The following is an 18,946-nucleotide window of genomic DNA, read 5'->3' on the forward strand; positions in this document are numbered from 1 at the left end:
AATATGGTTTAGCCAAAAAGAATTAATCTAAATTGCCCGTTAATAATTCGTTATTTTACCAGTCTCTCTTTTGAGCTTCTCAAAAGTCATCATCATCTGACGGAGACGCCTGGGTTCCTTCTCCGCCAGATTATGCCTTTGTCCGATATCTTCTTTTACGTTATATAACTGATAGCAATTACTTAACCCGCAAAAATCAGCTTCTTCCGGATCACCGGAATAATCCGGATAAGGCGGGATCATCACCCAATCTCCCTGACGGAGCGCATAATTAAAGTAGCCTTCTATCACCAGCTCCCTACGTCCCTGGTCGCTTTTCCCCAGAAATACGGGTAATGTATTCTGGCTATCCGTTTTATCGGAGTAGGTCTGTCCGGTCAGTGCGGCCAACGAAGCCAATAAATCCATCTGACAAACCAGCGCATCCGACACACCCGGTTTAACCGCCGTCGGCCAACGCAACAGGAAAGGAATACTTGTCCCTCCGTCATACAAGCTGGTCTTGCCACCTCGCAAAGGGCCTGCCATCTTATGATCGCCAACCAGTTCAACCGCCTGATCCTGATAACCGTCATCCAGAACAGGGCCATTATCACTGGTGAATATAATCAGCGTATTTTCAGTTAGCCCCTGTTTATCCAATTCGTTCAGGAATTCGGTCACACACCAGTCTGCTTCCAGAATAACATCGCCACGAGGGCCCATCCCCGACTTGCCTACAAACTTCTGGTTCGGCACACGGGGCACATGCGGCTGATGCAATCCGTAATAAAGGAAGAAAGGTTTATCCTTATGATCCCTGACAAAACCTTTGGCCTTTTCAAGGAACAACTCAGCCATATCCTCGTCTTTCCATTGGGCCGCTTTTCCTCCCTTTTGGAATCCGATACGCGGTACCCCGTTTACGATTGCTCCGGCATGCCCCACGCTGGGATGCATGCGTAATAGTTCGGGATTATCCTTTCCGGTCGGTTCGCCGGGAAAGTTCTCCTTATAGCTCACATATAACGGATCATCCGGTTCGAGCCCTACTCCCCGGCCATTCTCGATAAAGATACAGGGTACACGGTCGTTGGTGGCCGCCTGGATAAAAGAATAATCGTAACCTACTTCCTTCGCACCGGGATAAACCGTTTTGTTCCAGTCTACCGCCCCATCACCCAATCCCAAATGCCATTTACCGACCGAACCGGTCACGTAACCGGCCTGCTTCATCACCTTCGGCAAAGTGATTTGCTGGGTGTCGATGATCAATGCCGCATTGCCCGGAAGGATCTTGGCATCCCGGTTCGTCCAGGGATACAGGCCGGTGAGAAGCGAATAACGGCTGGGCGTGGAAGTGGCCGCCGTGCAATACCCTTGCGTAAAACGCAATCCTTCATTGGCTATCCTGTCCATACCCGGAGTCCGGATGGAAGTGGCTCCATAACAACTCAGATCGCCATAACCCAAATCGTCGGCTACAATTATTACGATGTTGGGTTGTTGCTGGCTCTGGGCATAGACATTTAATCCCGACAAGGCTCCTATTCCGGTAGCTACGCATAGTAGATTTTTCATATTCATGTTTTTATATACAAATATACTTCATATACATTTGATAAAAGACCTTATTTTTCAGAAATTGCAGATCCAATACCTTTTTTCTAAATAATCAATCATATCAGGATTTCATTATAAATCTAATTTCAATTTTTCTTGTCCTTCTGTATCTATTGCTTTAAAAGTTAATCTAGAACCTTGTTTCTGGAGTACTAACATATAAGCATTCGATAGTTGATTCCCCCCGCCTACAATAATAGGGAAATTGTTACCAACTTCTTTTTTAGGATAATGGGCAAAACGATGCCAGTGGGCATTGATACAAATATCAAATGGTGCATCAGCCAAAATATCACCCCATTTTTCAATACATGGATTATAGCTACCTTCACGGCCCGCATAGATAGGTACATGGTGTACCAAAATACGTCGTTTTGCCTGTTTAAATTCCGGACTGGTCAATTCTTTTCTTAGGAACTGAGCTTGATCTTCACGGAACTGATTGAAGTCATTCAAACCATAATACACCCAGGTGCTATCAGGTTTATCTTCTCCACAATCCAACATAATAAATCGTGTATCTCCTAAGCTAAATGCACCGTAGGTTGTACCATTAATGTAATCAAACAATGAACGCATACCTATAGAGTAAGCTCCTCGGATTTCATGATTACCACGCATAAAAATGAAAGGCTTTGTTTCCGCTGAGGCAATATTTATAAGCTCTTTTAATACATCGACAGCCGAAGCTTCATTTTTGGGGGCATCAATACAATCTCCATTATAAATAACAAAATCGTATTCCATTTTTTGTTCCTTTATCAATTCGGAAAAACGTTCCATTAATTTAAAGTTGTTATGCATATCGTTGAAAAATAATACAGTAAAATCTGTTTTATTCTTCTCCGGCAACTTAAATGTATAAACATCCGAATAAGCTGTGTTTCCAAAATCTTTGCTGTATGCACCGTATGAAAGTATTTCTTCCGAACAAATCCGATAACTGTATGTAACACCTGGTTCAAGATCTGTCAAGCGGAAATGGTGATTGGTATTATTACAAAACATTTGTCCGTCTACATACAATTGCTTTTTCTTATCCAGTTTACCATTTTTACCATATTCAACCCAACTATAAGTCGGTACATTTGTCATCCAACAAATAGTGATTCCATTGTCGACAGCATTCTGTAAATATGGCTTTGTTCGGAATATATTATCAGCAGGTGTGCTGATACGAACATCCACATAAACCGGGTAATGATCAAACTCGGGTACATAAATCACCTGTTTTCCAAGTATGGCATATTTATATTCTTCGCTGCAACCATATATGAAATCAATACAGGCATAAGGTATATTAGGCTCATTAATAACCGGAATAGTAATCTCCTTATAATCATTCAGTATACGGAATTTACTTTGAATTGCATTTTGTGAGGGAGAAAGAAAATCACAATTCATATCCCCTGCCAAGAAAAGAGGTTTTTTAATATCCTTAATAAAATCAAAAATCAAAGGTACAGAAGCGTTCCGGTCTTCTTCATTTTTAGACAGCTGAGTACAACAAAACACATAATTTTTAAACTCGACCAATAATATTCCCCGAGCTTCTTCTCTTCCAGGTAAAGCCTTTGAACGATGGTTCAATGGACGTTCTTTCGATAATACACCCAAGCCATGTTTTCCACCTTCCACATCAAATAAAGGGGAAAAAGTACGATACATCATACACTGTTCTCCCAGCTCTTTCAGTATATCAACTCCGTTACTATGACGTGTCGCACTATCCACTTCCTGTATCGCTATCGCATCCGGATTTACTTTGAGAATAACATCTGCAATATCTTTATATTTAGCAATCCCATTAATGTCCGCCCCATTCCGTATATTATATGTCATAAAACGTAATGAATTATCTTCCTTTTCCGGAATAATTACTGAACGTCCAGGCTGCGCCCATGCACATAACTGGGATAGTAGACATAGTCCTACTAATACTAATTGATATATCTTTTTCATCGTATATATTTTTAAGGTCCCTTTGTCTTTTAATGACAAAACACATCAAAGACAAAGGGAATATATTATAGCTATTGTCGTTTATTTAAGGGTTTTGTGTAAGTTCCGTCGGCCAGGCTTCTATCTGTTGGGATGGAATATACATGACGACATCTGAGTCTGTTGGTTTCATAGTACGGAATGGATTTCCACACCATCCGGGCATTGGACGGGACAAAGATTCTCCTACACGAAAAACATCTAATGTACGGTCACCATGGAACATTAATTCCAAATGACGTTCTTTCATTAATCTATCTTTCGCATTGGTTGTATCCAGTGTTTTATAGCCCTGTCCCGGTATTGCACGTTCACGAACTGTATTTATGTCCGCCATTGCCGCGGGTAAATTATTTAATTTGATACTGGCTTCCGCCCTGATCAATATAATATCACCTAAACGGGATACAATTGGTGAATGTTGTTGTGTATTACCTTCTTCCAATGAACAACGGTAGATATAATAGCGAGGATATCCCATACTCTCATTTACGTACAGGTCATCATATCCCGAATATGTTTCATTATTATATTGAATAGAATACTTCCGATTAGCCAAATCTATTGCTTTTACCGGATATTCAATACCTGTAACTTCGTCTTTTACAGATAGCAGTTCATTAGAAGCCCCCACCTGAGCCGGTACGAATTGTTTATATGTATAGCCAGTTGCATTACCTGAGCTGTCGTAAACTTTTATCACAAAAAGAAACGCACGACGGGTGGAAGCAGGATTATTTTCATCTGTCAATTCATAGTCAGGAACGACAAATGCAGCACGAGCATCTATGATCCCACTCAGATCATTATGACCTTTTCGCCAATCATTCATTCCTGCATCATTCAGTAAATCTATCGCAATCGAACTGGCACAGGTTTCTCCCCATCCCACATTCTGGATACGGGAATACTGTCCTCCTAACTGGGAAGCAAGACGACTGGAAACATCCTCAAAACGGGTACGGCAGGCAAAAATCGTTTCAGTCTGGGTTGCATCCTCCGGTGCAAATTCATTATAACGCATGAAATTATCACGGCTCAGTAGTTGGAATTTACCGCTTTTTATGACCAAGTCGGCATAATAATAGGCTGAATCAGCATACGTTTTGTTCGGATTTTCAAATGTGCCACTCATATAAATGTAAGCTTTAGCCAACGCAGCCTGTGCAGCTTCTTTGGATGCACGTGTTGCAGAATAAGTATTGCATAACTGTTCAGCTTTCCTAAAGTCGGCTATAATCTGGGCATAAACCTCTTGTACGGTAGCTCTGTTGGGAAATTCGTAATTAGAAATACCTTCTTCCGGCATTCCGTTTACGATGGGAACTCCTAAATTCGTTTCTGGATTCTGATAGTACGGACGTCCGAACATATTTACCAGATTGAAATACATCAGACCTCTTTGTACATATGCTTCACCTAACTTTTGGTCCAATGCATCCGATTCCCCCTCTGTAAACATTTTGATAATCTCACTAGCTTGGGAAATTACTTTATAACAATTATTCCATTGGCTGTTTGGAGTACTGGCACTCGGGTTTCGATCCCATGTATAAAAAATGGAGTAACCTGCTGTTGTAGGCTTATCCTTACGGACATTATCGCTTCTATATTCACCAAAACGAATATAAGTGTCATAAACGGAACGCATTGTCGAATAATTACCATTCAGCAAAACATCCAATGTCGTTTCCGGATCTTCCTTTATTGTTGTGTCTGTATAAGCATCATTCGGAAGTCGCTCCAAATCACAACCGGTAACGAGCGTGAGAGCTACAAAAGCTCCTAATATTATATTTTTCATATATGAGATCTTTATAATGTTACATTCAAACTTAATAAGAACTTGCGTGTCTGAGGATAAGCATTGACAAAAGCACCAACACGTCCATCATCAGTATTGATCATTTCCGGATCAGGACCTGAGAAGCCTGTTATTGTAAACAAGTTCTCACCGCTTACATTAATACGGACTCCGTCTACATGAGGAATTTTCCAGGGTAATAAGTAACCAATAGTCAAAACCCTCATTCGTAGGTAAGAAGCATCTTCCAATTGGCGAGAAGATGGTTTGCTTGAATTAGACGTATTCCCGTATACTAATTTTGGATGTGTAGCAATGTCACCGGGTTTCTGCCAACGGCTCCAGCTATCCAGCATAATTTGCTGATTATAGGTAGGATAAGCGCCATCAGAGTCGTATACAGTACGGTTGTAACTAAAAATCTTTCCTCCAACAGAATAACCGAAATTTGCACTTACTGTCAGATTCTTCCATGCAAACTCTGTACCGAAACCACCAAAGAAATTCGGAGTCATAGAGCCTAAAATTACTTTACTGGTTTGTGCCAGGCTGTAACTATTTGTTTTTTCACGTACTCCACTTTCTGTTGTATAATACCACTGCGGATCACCGGTTTGTGGATCTACACCTGCCCATTCTGCACCATACCAAGAATCCAAATCATGGCCTACTTCCATTCTTTTATCCAAAACACCAATAATATTAGCACCTCCATTAGAAACAGTAATCGGATCACCATTACCGTAAAGCTTTGCTATCTTATTACGATTTTTAGCAATATTAGCAGAAATACTCCATTTTAGTTCTTTATTATTCAAAATATCATAAGTTGTAGAAAATTCCACCCCTTTGTTATTTACTTGCCCTACATTCTGCCAAAAGGAATTAACACCAACTACACCTGGTATAGGCACCTGATACAACAAATCCGTTGTTTTCTTTGAATAAAGATCCAAATTTAAAGTCAGGCGATCAAATAAAATCATGTCTAATCCTATACCAGCCGTATAAGTTTTTTCCCATGTCAAATCTGCATTTTCCAATTGATTCAACATAGCTCCTGGAGCAGCATTATATTTCAAATCTGCTTTGTACAACATATATTGTGGATAATCATCCATAGGCCGGTTGCCAACAGAACCATAGCTAGCACGTATCTTTAACTGCTGTACCCAGTCAAAATCAAAAAAATCTTCCTGATGGATATTCCAACCTCCACTAACGGAAAAGAAATTACCATATTTAGCATTAGAACCAAAATTAGATGCACCATCACGACGGAAAGAGAATTGTGCCAAATACTTATGATCATATGAATAATTAGCGTTAAATAACAATGATTGAACGGCATATTCAGTCAATGACCCAGTTGCAGTACGCGGAGTTGCCCCAACGGCAGCAACAGAGAACCCCGGAGCAAATCCTTGTGTAGACTGATCTGCTGTTTCATAACGTTTGGTATTCCATTCATAAGCTAAAACGCCATTCAGCATATGTTTCCCAAACGTCTTATTGAAACGTAATAGTTGATTGGTATAAAGACGAGTTGTATTATTATTACGATCACGAATAATACCTTCCACAGATTCTCCCCCCGAAGAGCGGGGATCAGTATAATCTTTCAAAACATTCGCCATATAACGGTAATTATTGACCGATGCAAAAGTTAGCCAATCTGTTAATTTAATATCAAAATCAACATTAACAGATGCCTCATGGCGGGTACTCTTCTTATAATTCCACTGTAAATCATACAAATAATTACTTTTATCCTGAGCCACCCAATTTGTCGGTATATGTTGTTGAATCAACTCACCATTGTCATCATAAGGAGAATCCCAGGGTAGATTCGTATACATAGCTTCCAAACTATGTTGGCAGTCGTCAGCCTCTCTACGTGCAGCTGAAAATTTAGGTTTCAAAGTTAACCAATCGTTTACCTGATAGTTCATATTGTAACGAAGGGTGTAGCGACGGAAATCAAAACCTTTCACCGCACCTGTTTCATCGTATAAACCTGCTGAAAGATAAGTCTTCATTTTTTCCGAACCACCAGCAACCGATATATTATACTCTTGTGCAAATCCTGTTTGACTACCATTTTTCCACCAATCATAATTCTTATCACGCAGACTTTCATTATATCTGTTAAAGGTTATAGCTTCTTGATTTGTATACTGTTGAAAGAAATCATACAACTGAGAGCCATTCATCATTTTCATATTCCCTTTCACCAGACTAGTAGCAGCCCATTTTGCATTGACACTAATAACCGCTTTACCTGTTTTGGCTTGTCGAGTTGTTACCATGATAACACCATTAGCTCCTTTTGATCCATAAATTGCCGTTGAAGCTGCATCTTTCAAAACAGAGATCGATTCAATATCATTCGGGTTCAATTGACCAGCATCTTCCCCCATTATGACACCGTCAACAACCCAAAGCGGAGCAGAACTTCCATTGATCGTTGATTTACCACGTATTAACACATTCCCTTCTGCTCCAGGTTGACCGCCTCCTGAACCGACCCATACGCCAGGAGCTTTAGCTGACAACATCGTTGTTACATCTGAAGTTGTTATGTCTAATAATTTCTCTGAAGATACAACCTGTAAAGCACCAGTCAAACTCTCTTTCTTCTGAACGCCATAACCTACGACAACAACTTCGTCAAGAGCTTGTGTATCTTCTTTAATTTTGATTGTCATTTTACCTGCCTTAGCTTTCACTTCACTTTTCAGGTAACCAATATATGATATCTCCAATACTGTACCTTCGGGAACTTCCAATTCAAAATTCCCGTCAAGCCCCGTACTTGTTCCATTCAAAGTACCTTTAACAACAATGTTTGCCCCAATAATCGGATCATTGGTCATCCCGTCAACAACAGTTCCTTGTACCTTCATTGTTTTTTGCTGAGATACTTGTGTTGCTGTAATACTTTTATCCTGCTTAGAAACAACCTTGTAAACAATAATTTTATTATCGTTTACAATGAAATCAGCATACTGATTTTTAAGAGCGCTTCTCAGGATATCTTCTACCGACCGATTCTTCATTTCAACTGAAACACGTTCAGTCAGATCAATGTCGTTATTCCTGACAAGGAAAGAATAGGAAAACTCTTTTTCGATCAAGTCGAAAAGTTCTTTCAATGTTGTAGTTTCCATCTGTACAGATACGATACAAGTCTGTAACTCAGAAGCCAACACTGTACTTGGGATCATCGGGACACTTGCTACAATACATGCCGAAAGCATCCATTTCCCGGTTCTCTTAAAATAGTTTATTTCCATGTTAGTTAGATTTAAATAGTGCTGTTCATTATTTATCTTTAATCACTAATTTATTTGCTGTTTGTTTCCAAATATATTTATGCTCTACATCTATTTCACGTAAGATATCATCAAGCGTATAGTAACCGGAAAAACTACCAGTAAACACCTCTTTCTTCAACCTATTACTTTCTATATAAATCTGAAGATTATATTTACGTTCCAAATCTTTAGCTATTTGCACAAACGATTTTTCTTCGAAACGGAGAGTCCCGTTTGTCCAATCGTAAGCATCATGTCCTTCAATATCTTTCATCTCTACCTGGTCGGTTTCCTTATTATAACTCAACATATGATTTGGAGATAATTTGAGTTCTTCCCTATGCTTTATCTCGTCACCTAAACAAACATTCACTTTTCCTGAAACCAGACTGACATCAATAGTCTGATCATTTTTATACGCTTTTACATTAAACTTAGTGCCCAGTACCTTAACACTTAATGCATCTAATTTAACCATAAACGGTTTCAAGGTATCGCGGGCAACCTCAAAATAAGCTTCCCCTTCCAGATATATTAGACGATCTTTCTTATTGAAATCTTTACTGTAGCGAAGGGAAGAGCCCGCGTTGACCCATATAACCGACTTATCCGGTAATATAACTTTTGATTGTGTCCCCATCGGCGTAACAGTCTCAAAATAAGCCAACTGCTCATCATCAATACGTTTATTTCCTAATTGATAAAATCCGATACCTACTGAAATCAACAATAAACCAACTGCAGCAATTTTAGACCACGTTGTCCATTGACTACGTTTTTTAGTACTTTGATGTCCTTCCAACAGCATCAGGCCACTAAAATGTTTTTCAAAATTAGCTTTCATATCGGATGCATAAATGGGTACATGAACAGTCGCCCACCATTCCGCCATCTCAAAATAAAACTTTTTATTCCTTTGGTCTGCTTCCAACCATACCTGTAATTCTTTACTCTGTTCTTCCGTCAATTCTCCGGCAAAGTATCTGAAAAGTAGTTCTTCTATGTGTTCGTTTTCTATTCGCATATAATCATCAAGCTAGCCTTTATCAGTTAGTCTCTCTTATATACACAAGAAATATCGATTGCGTTTAAAGTAAATGCAATTATTTTTGATATAAATTAAACAGGAGAAGGAAAAGTGGGTATAAATCGCCTAAACTGTTTCTAAGTTTAGATAATCCGATCTTGATCTGCACACGCACCGTGCTCGTACTAATATTATATGTTTGCGCTATCTCGTCGTACGATTTATTATGATATAGGTACTGTACAAAAATATCCCTACACTTTTTGGGAAGCTGATCTATGGCTCGATAGATCTTCTCTTCAAATTCTTTATTTTCGAGATAAGCCAATGGATGAGATTCGGCTGTGATTTGTTGTTCTTGTATAGAAAATAAATATTCCTGCGCTTCCGAAATAGGAACCATCTTAAGATGCTGCTGACGAAGATAATTCAAACAACGATTCTGTACGGAACGGATCAGGTAGGGTTGTGCAGGGTATGTTAGTGTGGAACGATTGTTCCACACACTTAAAAATACATCATTTACTATTTCGCGAGCTGTTTCGGAATTAAATATATATTTAGTCGCAACAGCACAAAGGTATACATAGTAGGTGGAATACAATAATTCAAATGATTTTGTATCTCCCTTATTTAATCGTTTTATAGTATCCTCTCTTATCTCCGGCATCTATACTCCATTTCATACTTTGCACAAAAATAAGGAAAATCTGCAAAGTACAGGGCACTTTACGGTTTCTTTTTAGCAACCTTCTGATTTCCGCCTTCCGCCCGCTTCTTATTGCGCCAGTAACTACCGTCGCGTTTGCTACCGAACATATTGCGGCGTTTGGACTCCTGTTTGATGGCTTCTTTCTTTTCCGCCACGGCTGCTTTCACATCGGCCGTTTCGAATTCGTTTCCACCGGCAACGGGTATCTGCTTGCCGATCAGCTTCTGGATATCCTTCAGGTAAGGTACTTCCTCCGCATCACAAAAAGAATAAGCCACCCCGCTACGACCGGCACGGCCTGTACGTCCGATACGGTGCACATATGTTTCCGGAACATTCGGCAATTCATAGTTTATCACGTGCGAAAGATGATCCACGTCGATACCGCGTGCGGCGATATCCGTTGCGATCAGTACACGGGTGGTATGATCTTTGAAATTGGTCAATGCACGCTGGCGCGCCGTCTGGCTTTTATTTCCGTGGATGGCTTCCGCTCCGATATTCGCTTTTGCCAGGACACGGGCCACCTTGTCGGCTCCATGTTTCGTTCGGGTAAATACCAGCACCGACTCCAACGAAGAATCCTTCAGCAAATGGGTAAGCAGGCTAACCTTCTCCGCCTTCTCCACAAAATAGACAGATTGGTCGATCTTCTCCACCGTCGACGAAGCGGGCGTAACTTCCACCTTCTGAGGATCGTGCAGGATCGTACCCGCCAGACGTTCTATTTCGGGCGGCATGGTAGCCGAGAAAAACAGGGATTGACGCTTCTTGGGCAATAAAGGCAGGATACGTTTGATATCATGGATAAATCCCATGTCGAGCATACGGTCGGCCTCATCCAACACGAAATAATCAAGATACTTCAGGCTGATAAATCCCTGGTTGATCAGGTCGAGCAGGCGTCCGGGCGTTGCGATCAGCACATCCACTCCCCGTTGGAGAGCGTCGGTTTGGGGCTTCTGTCCTACTCCGCCGAATATAACGGTATGTTTTATGCCGGCATATTTGCCGTAGGCCGTAAAGCTTTCCCCGATCTGGATAGCCAGCTCACGGGTAGGTGTCAGGATCAATGCCTTGATACCGCGTACTTTGCCATTCTGGCGTTCATTATACAAATTCTGAATGATCGGTATAGAGAATGCAGCCGTCTTGCCTGTTCCGGTTTGTGCACAACCTAATAAGTCATAACCATCTAAAACGTAGGGAATTGCTTCTGCTTGTATAGGGGTTGGAATTGTGTAACCTTCTTGTTGCAGAGCCTTTTGTATCGGCTCTATCAGTTCTAATTGTTCAAATGTCATCTAATAATAATGTTGAGCCATCACGGCTCGTTAAATAAATAATGGGACAAAGATAGGCAAATATACCCACAATTACGCATTTCACGGAAATATTATTGCATACCACAACCGGAGCCGGTTCATACCACAGTTGGATTCCGTTCATATCACAGTTGAGTTTCTTTCATACCACAGCTGTGGTATGAATAGAAGAACAGTATAAAATAATACCAGGTCAAGGCCGATCCGCTAGAGCAGGGAGATAAGCGACTCTATCCCAAGGGAAATAACCGCGATCTTCCTAATAATAATAGGAACATGAAAGGTAATTAGAAATTATACTATCTTTGTGAATTGATTTTAGGACGATGAAAGAGTTGCTGTTGCTATTAAAGAAGTTCTTTGGGTATACTTCTTTCCGCCCATTACAGGCGGAGATCATACAACGTATTTTGAGGAAAGAGGATTCACTGGTGCTGATGCCTACCGGTGGGGGGAAGTCGATTTGCTTCCAACTACCGGCTATTTATCTGCCGGGGACGGCGGTTGTTATCTCCCCTTTGATCGCACTGATGAAAGACCAGGTGGGCGGATTGGTGGCCAACGGTATTCCGGCCGCCGCACTCAATAGTATGATGCCTGACGAAGAACGGCAACAAGTCAAACAACTCTGCATCCAGGGAAAGATCAAGCTGCTTTATATCTCCCCCGAAGGACTGATCGGTGAGCTCCACTGGCTGCTTCCCCGCATGGATATATCGTTGATAGCCATCGACGAAGCCCATTGTATCTCGCATTGGGGGCACGACTTCCGGCCGGAATATACGCAACTGGCGGTACTCAAGGAACATTTCCCTAAAATACCGATCGTCGCCCTGACCGCGACCGCCGACAAGGTGACGCGTACGGATATAATCAACCAGTTGAACCTGCGCGATCCGGAAGTATTCGTCTCTTCTTTCGACCGTCCCAACCTTTCCCTGACGATCCGCCGGGGACTAAACAAGAAAGAGAAAACGGCCGCCATCGTCCATTTCATCCATGCACACCGAAAGCAGAGCGGTATCGTCTACTGCATGAGCCGGAACAGTACCGAAAAACTGGCTGAAGAGCTTTCTTCCTACGGGATCAAGGCAACCGCCTATCATGCCGGACTTACGCCCGCGATGCGCGAAAAGGCACAGGATGATTTTATCAACGATCGGGTAAATGTTGTCTGTGCAACGGTTGCTTTCGGTATGGGAATCGACAAAAGCAATGTCCGCTGGGTTGTACATTACAATATGCCCGGAAGCATTGAAAACTACTACCAGGAGATAGGTCGTGCCGGACGGGATGGGATGAAGAGCGACACCTTGCTGTTCTATTCGGTGGGCGACCTGCTCGTGCTCCGTCGTTTTGCCGAGGAAAGTGGCCAGCGGGATGTCAATCTTCAGAAACTGAACCGGATGCGCCGTTATTGCGAAGCGGATATCTGCCGCCGCCGTATCCTGCTCAGTTATTTCGGAGAAGAAAGCGATCAGGATTGCGGAAATTGCGATGTCTGCAAGAATCCCCCTCAACGCTTCGACGGTAGCATATTGGTTCAGAAAGCACTTAGCGCCATCTTCCGTACCGGTCAGTTTGTCGGCATGAATATGTTGATCAATATTCTCCGTGGATCAGAAAAAGCGGATATCACCGAAAAGGGATATGATAAACTAAAGACCTACGGAGCAGGAAAAGACCTGACCTACAAGGAGTGGAAAGAGTATCTGTACCAGATGCTCCAGTTGGGATATATCGAGATAGATTACGTAAATGCCGGTATACTAAAGGTAACGCCACTGGGAAGAAAAATATTGTTCGGCGAGCAGAAAGCCATGATGGCCATTTACAAAGAAACGGAAGAAAAGGTATTCTTACGCAAGAAAGACGGCAAATTCAAATACCGCCCGATCAAACCGATACAGGCGGCTTCCGTCGAAGAGACATTGCTCGACTCGCTTCAACAACTCCGCAAGCAGATCGCCGAACGGGAACAAACACCGGCCTATATCATCTTCTCCGATGATTCGCTGGAAGATATGGTACAAAAGAAACCCGTCACGCTGGACGAGTTCAGCGAGATACATGGTGTAGGGCAAATCAAATTGGACAAGTACGGCAAAGTATTTGTAGCACTGATACGGTTCGTACTACGGTTACCCAAAGAGGGATAACACTTTACTTTGCCGGTTACTTTCTTCTTTTAAAGGATGTGTTGAACGGGAAGTTCTATCTCTCCGAAACCGATCATCGCATTGAACAGACGGATCAGGGAATAGCGCGACAGATCCTGCGGACGGATCTCGGCGGGAACAATCAGCCCTTTGCCTAATAAAGACGCTCTCATCGTCCCTTCCAGCAAAGGCTTTTCGGGTGTTTCCCATTGTTCGCCATTCCATAGGGCGATATTGGCTATCGAGGTATCTGTAAGAAAGCCGTCGCGGATAATCAATATATCGTCGGCTTCACCTTTCTGCTTGAATAATTCATCCAGCTTCTGCCGGTTACTACTCTTATAGGTGTAATCCAACCCGTCGGATGTTACCATCCTCAGGCTCTTCACCGGACGGATCGTGTAAGGCTGATATTCCACCTTTTCTACTTCATCCTGATATTCGATACGGCATTTGGTACGTTCGGTATACTCACCGGGCTGGATATAATCAGCCAGGTTAACGGGCAAGTTACATTCAAATATATCCCTCCGCGTCTTGTTGAAGCGGTAGTTATGAAAGCCCAGATTAAGGGCCTTCCCATTCTCGATACGGATTGTTTCAATAAATTGGCACATATACTTTTTGTTTCATTTCGTTATATTCACTCTGCAAATCACTCCGGGAAGTGATGCCACCTCCACTCTTAAACACCAGCCGTCCGTCCTGCTCTTCCAGGAAACGGATCATGACGGCGCTATCCAATTTACGGCCGTCAAAATAGCCGGTCACGCCCGTATAAAATCCCCGGTCATACGTCTCCGCTTCCGCAATGATCTCCATCGTCTTTTTCTTCGGCGCACCGGTGATCGAACCGGCCGGCAAGAGGCTGAAAAGGATTTCTCCCAAAGAAGCCTGCCAGCTCCCGTCCAGCTTTCCTCTTATCTCGGAACTGACCTGCAACAAACGTCCTCTGTTGGTAAGCAACTCATCGATATACCGATAACGGGTAACTGTCACTTCCGATGCCACCTGGCTCAAATCGTTACGGATCAGATCGACAATCGTAGCATGTTCCGCTTCTTCCTTGCCGTCTGCCAGGATGCGTGCGCGGGCATCCGGCAAAGAAGCGTCGATCGTCCCTTTCATCGGATAAGAATAGATAAAACCGTCCTCGATACGCACGAATATCTCGGGGGAGAAGACGACAAAGCGATCCTTCGTCCATAATTTATAGGGGGCATGCGAACAGGCAAAAACCTCTTTCAAGGTCAGGTTCGTTTGTACCGGAGTGGCACAGGTCAAATTCACCAGATACGAATTACCGGCATGAATATGATCGGAGACAATACGGAAAGACCGGGAATAGGCTTCATACGAAACCGGATCGGTATGCCACACCACCTGTTTATCCGGCAATGCCACCGTCTCCGGGATAACATTGGTGAAACCATTCAGATCGTATAGCAACTCTTCCGGATCGATAGTATCCGTCTCCCCTATCCAAACCTGTTCCTGCTTATAATCGACGACAAAGATAAAAGGCCGTCCGGAAAATCCCAATCGATTCATGTACCGGACGGCTTCTTCCTTATTGCATAATTTCATATCAGATCAAAAATCGCTCTGTCAGTCCGCCAAATGCATCGATACGGCGGTCGCGGAAGAAAGGCCACCAACGGCGCACATTCTCGCTACGTGCCTTGTCTATCTCTACCACGCGGACTTCTTCATGGTCATTCGGAAATTCAGCCAGCAACTCTCCCTGCGGGCCTGCCACAAAACTATTCCCCCAGAACCGGATACCGTTTGTCTGCCCCGAAGGATCCGTCTCGTGTCCCGTACGGTTCACGGTAATCACCGGAAGTCCGTTGGCTACGGCATGACCCCGTTGCACGGTTACCCAGGCATCCAGCTGGCGTTTCTTCTCTTCCTCCGTATCACTACTTTCCCAACCGATGGCGGTCGGATAGATCAGCATTTCGGCTCCTTTCATAGCCATCAGGCGGGCGGCTTCCGGATACCATTGATCCCAGCAAACCAGCACGCCGAGTTTACCGACCGAAGTCTGTATGGGTTCAAAGCCCAGGTCGCCCGGTGTAAAATAGAATTTCTCGTAATAAGCCGGATCATCCGGTATATGCATTTTACGATACTTTCCGGCAATCGTGCCGTCACGTTCGATCACCACCGCCGTATTATGATAGAGTCCCGGCGCACGCCTTTCAAAAAGGGAAAGCACCAGAACGACACCCAGCTCTTTCGCCAGTGCACCGAACGCTTCGGTAGATGGCCCCGGAATTGGTTCTGCCTGGTCGAACACCTGTGTATCTTCTGTCTGGCAGAAATAGAGCCCGTTATGCAACTCTTGTAGCACGACCAGTTCCGCACCTTCTTCCGCACAAAGCCGGATGCTATTTTTCAGTTTCTTTATATTATCTGTCCGGTCACAGGTATTTGCCTGTTGAATTAATCCTACTTTCATACGATAAAATCTTTCGGGTATTGCATTGTCACACAATGCAACGAACCATGTTGTTTAATCAACGGTAAACAATCGACACCTACAATCTCCCTGTCTGGGAAAGCTTCTTGCAAGGCAGCTTTAGCCACCTCGTCTTTCGGTGAATTATAGAAAGGAAGCAAGACCGCCCCGTTTATAATCAGGAAGTTGGCATAAGTAGCCGGTAAACGTTCACCCTCCCATTCCACTTTATCCGCCATAGGCAAAGCGATCAGGCGGTAAGGTTCGCCGTTGGCCTGGGTGAACTCTTTCAGCTCCTCCTCCATTTCCTGTAATTCGGCAAAATGTTCATCTTCTTCGTCCGTACATTGTACATAGGCAATCGTATCTTCGCTACAAAAACGGGCCAGCGTATCGACATGGCTATCGGTATCGTCGCCCGCCAGGTAGCCGCTTTCCAGCCACAGGATACGATCCAGGCCGAACACCTGTTTCAGGTAGCTTTCCAACTCTTCCTGCTGAAGGTATTCATTTCTGTTCACGGAAGAAAGGCATTCGACCGTAGTCAGTAAAGTACCCTTTCCGTCCGACTCGATACTACCGCCTTCCAATACGAACGGTTGCATATTGACCGGAACGACCTCCTCCGCAAACGTCTTCCCGTGGAATAATTTACGTGTGATCAGGTTATCGTGATTAGCCGCAAACTTCATGCCCCAGCCGTTAAAGACGAAATCGTACACCACCGGTATGCCTTCCTCAAAGACAGAAATACCTCCATGATCGCGTGCCCAGGTATCGTTCGTCTCCATTTCGCGAAAGATGATACGGCTATAATCCACCTCTCCCAACTGGGAGCGTACCAGCGATTCATCCGGACAAACGATCAGTAACTTTTCCCGTTTGATAACTTCTTTGGCAATCGAGACAAAGCAAGGAACCACCTCGTCCAGTATCGGTGCCCAGTCAGTCCCTTCATGTGGCCAGGTCAGTTGAACCGCGCTTTGCGGATACCATTCGGCCGGCAATATTGTTTTATTCTCCATGTCTGCTAAATTTATTTTCTGGTTACAAAGATAAGCATTTATTGAAAGCAAGCGATCACATGTAAAATCCACTGTTTTCAGAAAGCTGATACTTACTAATCAGGCTAAAGACTTGCCATGTCAAGCAAGAAATCGTAGATACTCATCATCTGTATACCGTTCTCATCGCTCCATGATTTGGTGTGTTCACCCACTATCAACAACTTTCTGAAAGAGTCGCCAACCAAACGCAACGAACGCTTTTCCTGTTCCATCTTCTCTTCATCCGGCATACGCCATGCCGACTGGATATAGATTCGTTCGCTTCCTTTGTTGCAGACGAAATCCACCTCTAACGTTACCCTTTGCTGCTGTCCTTCTGAATTTCTAATACGGTGATAGATATTACCTACATCCACAAGCCAGCCGCGTCTCCTCATTTCGTTATATATAACATTCTCCATCAGATGTGTGGGCTCGATCTGCCGGAATGAAAGAATGGCATTTCTCAAACCGATATCCTGATAATAGCACTTATACAAAGAACCGATATATTTACGTCCTTTTATATCGTATCGCTCCGACTTTTCGATTAGAAATGCGTCCTGCATATATTCCAGATATGTAGATACGGTCTTATCGGAAATATTCCGGACATTGCTTACCGACTTGAATGTATTGGCTATGTTCGAGGCATTCACGGGAGCACCTATACTTGAGGCAAGCGCTTGAGAAAGTTCTTCAAACTCGGGCTTCAATTCTATATTGTTCCGTTCATAAATGTCACGCAAATAAACAGTACGGTACAAACGGCGAAGAAACTCTGATTTCTTGTCGTCACCATCCTGCGTCAGCAATTGGGGTAGACCGCCATACATCAGATATTCAGCCCATCCGTCTTCCTTCGAACCTTCATACACAGACATGAACTCATGGAATGACAATGGCCATACATGAATCTCGTCACCTCGTCCCCTAAACTCCGTAACAACATCCGACGAAAGGAAGCGCGAATTGGATACTGTTACATATACATCCGTGCCTTCCGTCACAGACAGACTGGAAAGGACTTCCACAAAATCCTTTACTTCTTGAACCTCATCGACGATGATGTAATAGGTAGAATCATCGACCATCCGTCCGTCTAACCAGTCCAACAGGTAATCAGGATCTTTAAATACCTTGTTTTTCCGACTCTCCATATCTATGATAATGATATGATCGTCTGAAACTCCTTCATCCAGCAAATGTTGACGAAAGAGTTTTTTTAGCAGGAATGATTTGCCGGAACGACGCAGCCCTGTTATGATTTTAATAAGACCGTTGCCCTTAGATCGTTGGAGCTTATCTATGTATGTACTTCTGTTTACAATCATTAATTTGCTAATAAATGTCACATGTGACAGTTTTTCGAACACAAAGTTATATATTTTCCTTCAAACGAGAGCATAGTTCAATGAAAACAACCGACTAAACTTTAATCCTGATTCATAATACTCATAAAAAACACCTCCTTGTAGTTGGTATATTC

At 43.1% G+C, this 18,946-nt stretch carries 13 protein-coding genes; 1 reads left to right on the top strand and 12 read right to left on the bottom strand.

Going from position 1 to position 18,946, the window contains the following annotated elements; all coding sequences use genetic code 11:
• Positions 1-39 precede the first annotated feature (39 nt).
• The 7 genes from HMPREF1212_RS14480 to HMPREF1212_RS14510 all read right to left on the bottom strand — a co-directional run bounded on the left by HMPREF1212_RS14480 (position 40) and on the right by HMPREF1212_RS14510 (position 11,767).
• Positions 40-1,560 (bottom strand): sulfatase family protein, encoded by a 1,521-nt coding sequence (locus tag HMPREF1212_RS14480; protein WP_087880926.1) that lies wholly within the window; start codon positions 1,558-1,560, stop codon positions 40-42.
• A 114-nt stretch (positions 1,561-1,674) separates the two neighbouring features.
• On the bottom strand, positions 1,675-3,564 hold the full coding sequence (locus HMPREF1212_RS14485) for a metallophosphoesterase (RefSeq protein WP_046149836.1): 1,890 nt from the start codon (positions 3,562-3,564) through the stop codon (positions 1,675-1,677).
• A gap of 85 nt (positions 3,565-3,649) precedes the next feature.
• A complete protein-coding gene (locus tag HMPREF1212_RS14490) occupies positions 3,650-5,407 on the bottom strand; it encodes a RagB/SusD family nutrient uptake outer membrane protein (RefSeq protein WP_046149837.1) in 1,758 nt (585 codons plus the stop codon).
• An 11-nt stretch (positions 5,408-5,418) separates the two neighbouring features.
• Complete coding sequence (locus tag HMPREF1212_RS14495) at positions 5,419-8,703, bottom strand: SusC/RagA family TonB-linked outer membrane protein (protein WP_046149838.1); 3,285 nt, start codon at positions 8,701-8,703, stop codon at positions 5,419-5,421.
• Between the two features lie 28 nt (positions 8,704-8,731).
• A complete protein-coding gene (locus HMPREF1212_RS14500) occupies positions 8,732-9,748 on the bottom strand; it encodes a FecR family protein (RefSeq protein WP_046149839.1) in 1,017 nt (338 codons plus the stop codon).
• Between the two features lie 79 nt (positions 9,749-9,827).
• Positions 9,828-10,421 carry an RNA polymerase sigma-70 factor gene (locus HMPREF1212_RS14505; protein ID WP_046149840.1) on the bottom strand — a complete coding sequence of 198 codons (594 nt, stop codon included), beginning with the start codon at positions 10,419-10,421 and terminating at the stop codon, positions 9,828-9,830.
• Between the two features lie 59 nt (positions 10,422-10,480).
• Complete coding sequence (locus HMPREF1212_RS14510; protein ID WP_046149841.1) at positions 10,481-11,767, bottom strand: DEAD/DEAH box helicase; 1,287 nt, start codon at positions 11,765-11,767, stop codon at positions 10,481-10,483.
• Positions 11,768-12,114: 347 nt separating this feature from the next.
• On the opposite strand from HMPREF1212_RS14510, the gene recQ reads away from it, so the two are divergent.
• A complete protein-coding gene (gene recQ, locus HMPREF1212_RS14515; RefSeq protein ID WP_046149842.1) occupies positions 12,115-13,947 on the top strand; it encodes a DNA helicase RecQ in 1,833 nt (610 codons plus the stop codon).
• A 29-nt stretch (positions 13,948-13,976) separates the two neighbouring features.
• On the opposite strand, the gene HMPREF1212_RS14520 is transcribed toward recQ, so the two are convergent.
• From HMPREF1212_RS14520 to HMPREF1212_RS14540, 5 genes are all read right to left on the bottom strand, one after another.
• A complete protein-coding gene (locus tag HMPREF1212_RS14520) occupies positions 13,977-14,564 on the bottom strand; it encodes an aminotransferase class IV family protein (RefSeq protein WP_046149843.1) in 588 nt (195 codons plus the stop codon).
• Positions 14,548-15,534, bottom strand: coding sequence for an aminodeoxychorismate synthase component I (locus HMPREF1212_RS14525; protein WP_046149844.1), 987 nt, complete (start codon positions 15,532-15,534; stop codon positions 14,548-14,550). The genes HMPREF1212_RS14520 and HMPREF1212_RS14525 overlap by 17 nt, the downstream gene beginning before the upstream one ends.
• Position 15,535: 1 nt before the next feature.
• Positions 15,536-16,411: a carbon-nitrogen hydrolase gene (locus HMPREF1212_RS14530; protein WP_046149845.1), complete on the bottom strand. Its 876-nt coding sequence runs from the start codon at positions 16,409-16,411 to the stop codon at positions 15,536-15,538.
• Positions 16,408-17,436 (bottom strand): agmatine deiminase family protein, encoded by a 1,029-nt coding sequence (locus HMPREF1212_RS14535; protein WP_046149846.1) that lies wholly within the window; start codon positions 17,434-17,436, stop codon positions 16,408-16,410. Before HMPREF1212_RS14535 ends, HMPREF1212_RS14530 begins: the two co-directional genes overlap by 4 nt.
• 104 nt (positions 17,437-17,540) lie before the next feature.
• Positions 17,541-18,791, bottom strand: coding sequence for an ATP-binding protein (locus HMPREF1212_RS14540; protein ID WP_046149847.1), 1,251 nt, complete (start codon positions 18,789-18,791; stop codon positions 17,541-17,543).
• Positions 18,792-18,946: the final 155 nt, after the last annotated feature.

Origin of the sequence: Parabacteroides sp. HGS0025 (assembly GCF_000969845.1) — a bacterium.
GTDB classification, from domain to species: domain Bacteria; phylum Bacteroidota; class Bacteroidia; order Bacteroidales; family Tannerellaceae; genus Parabacteroides; species Parabacteroides gordonii.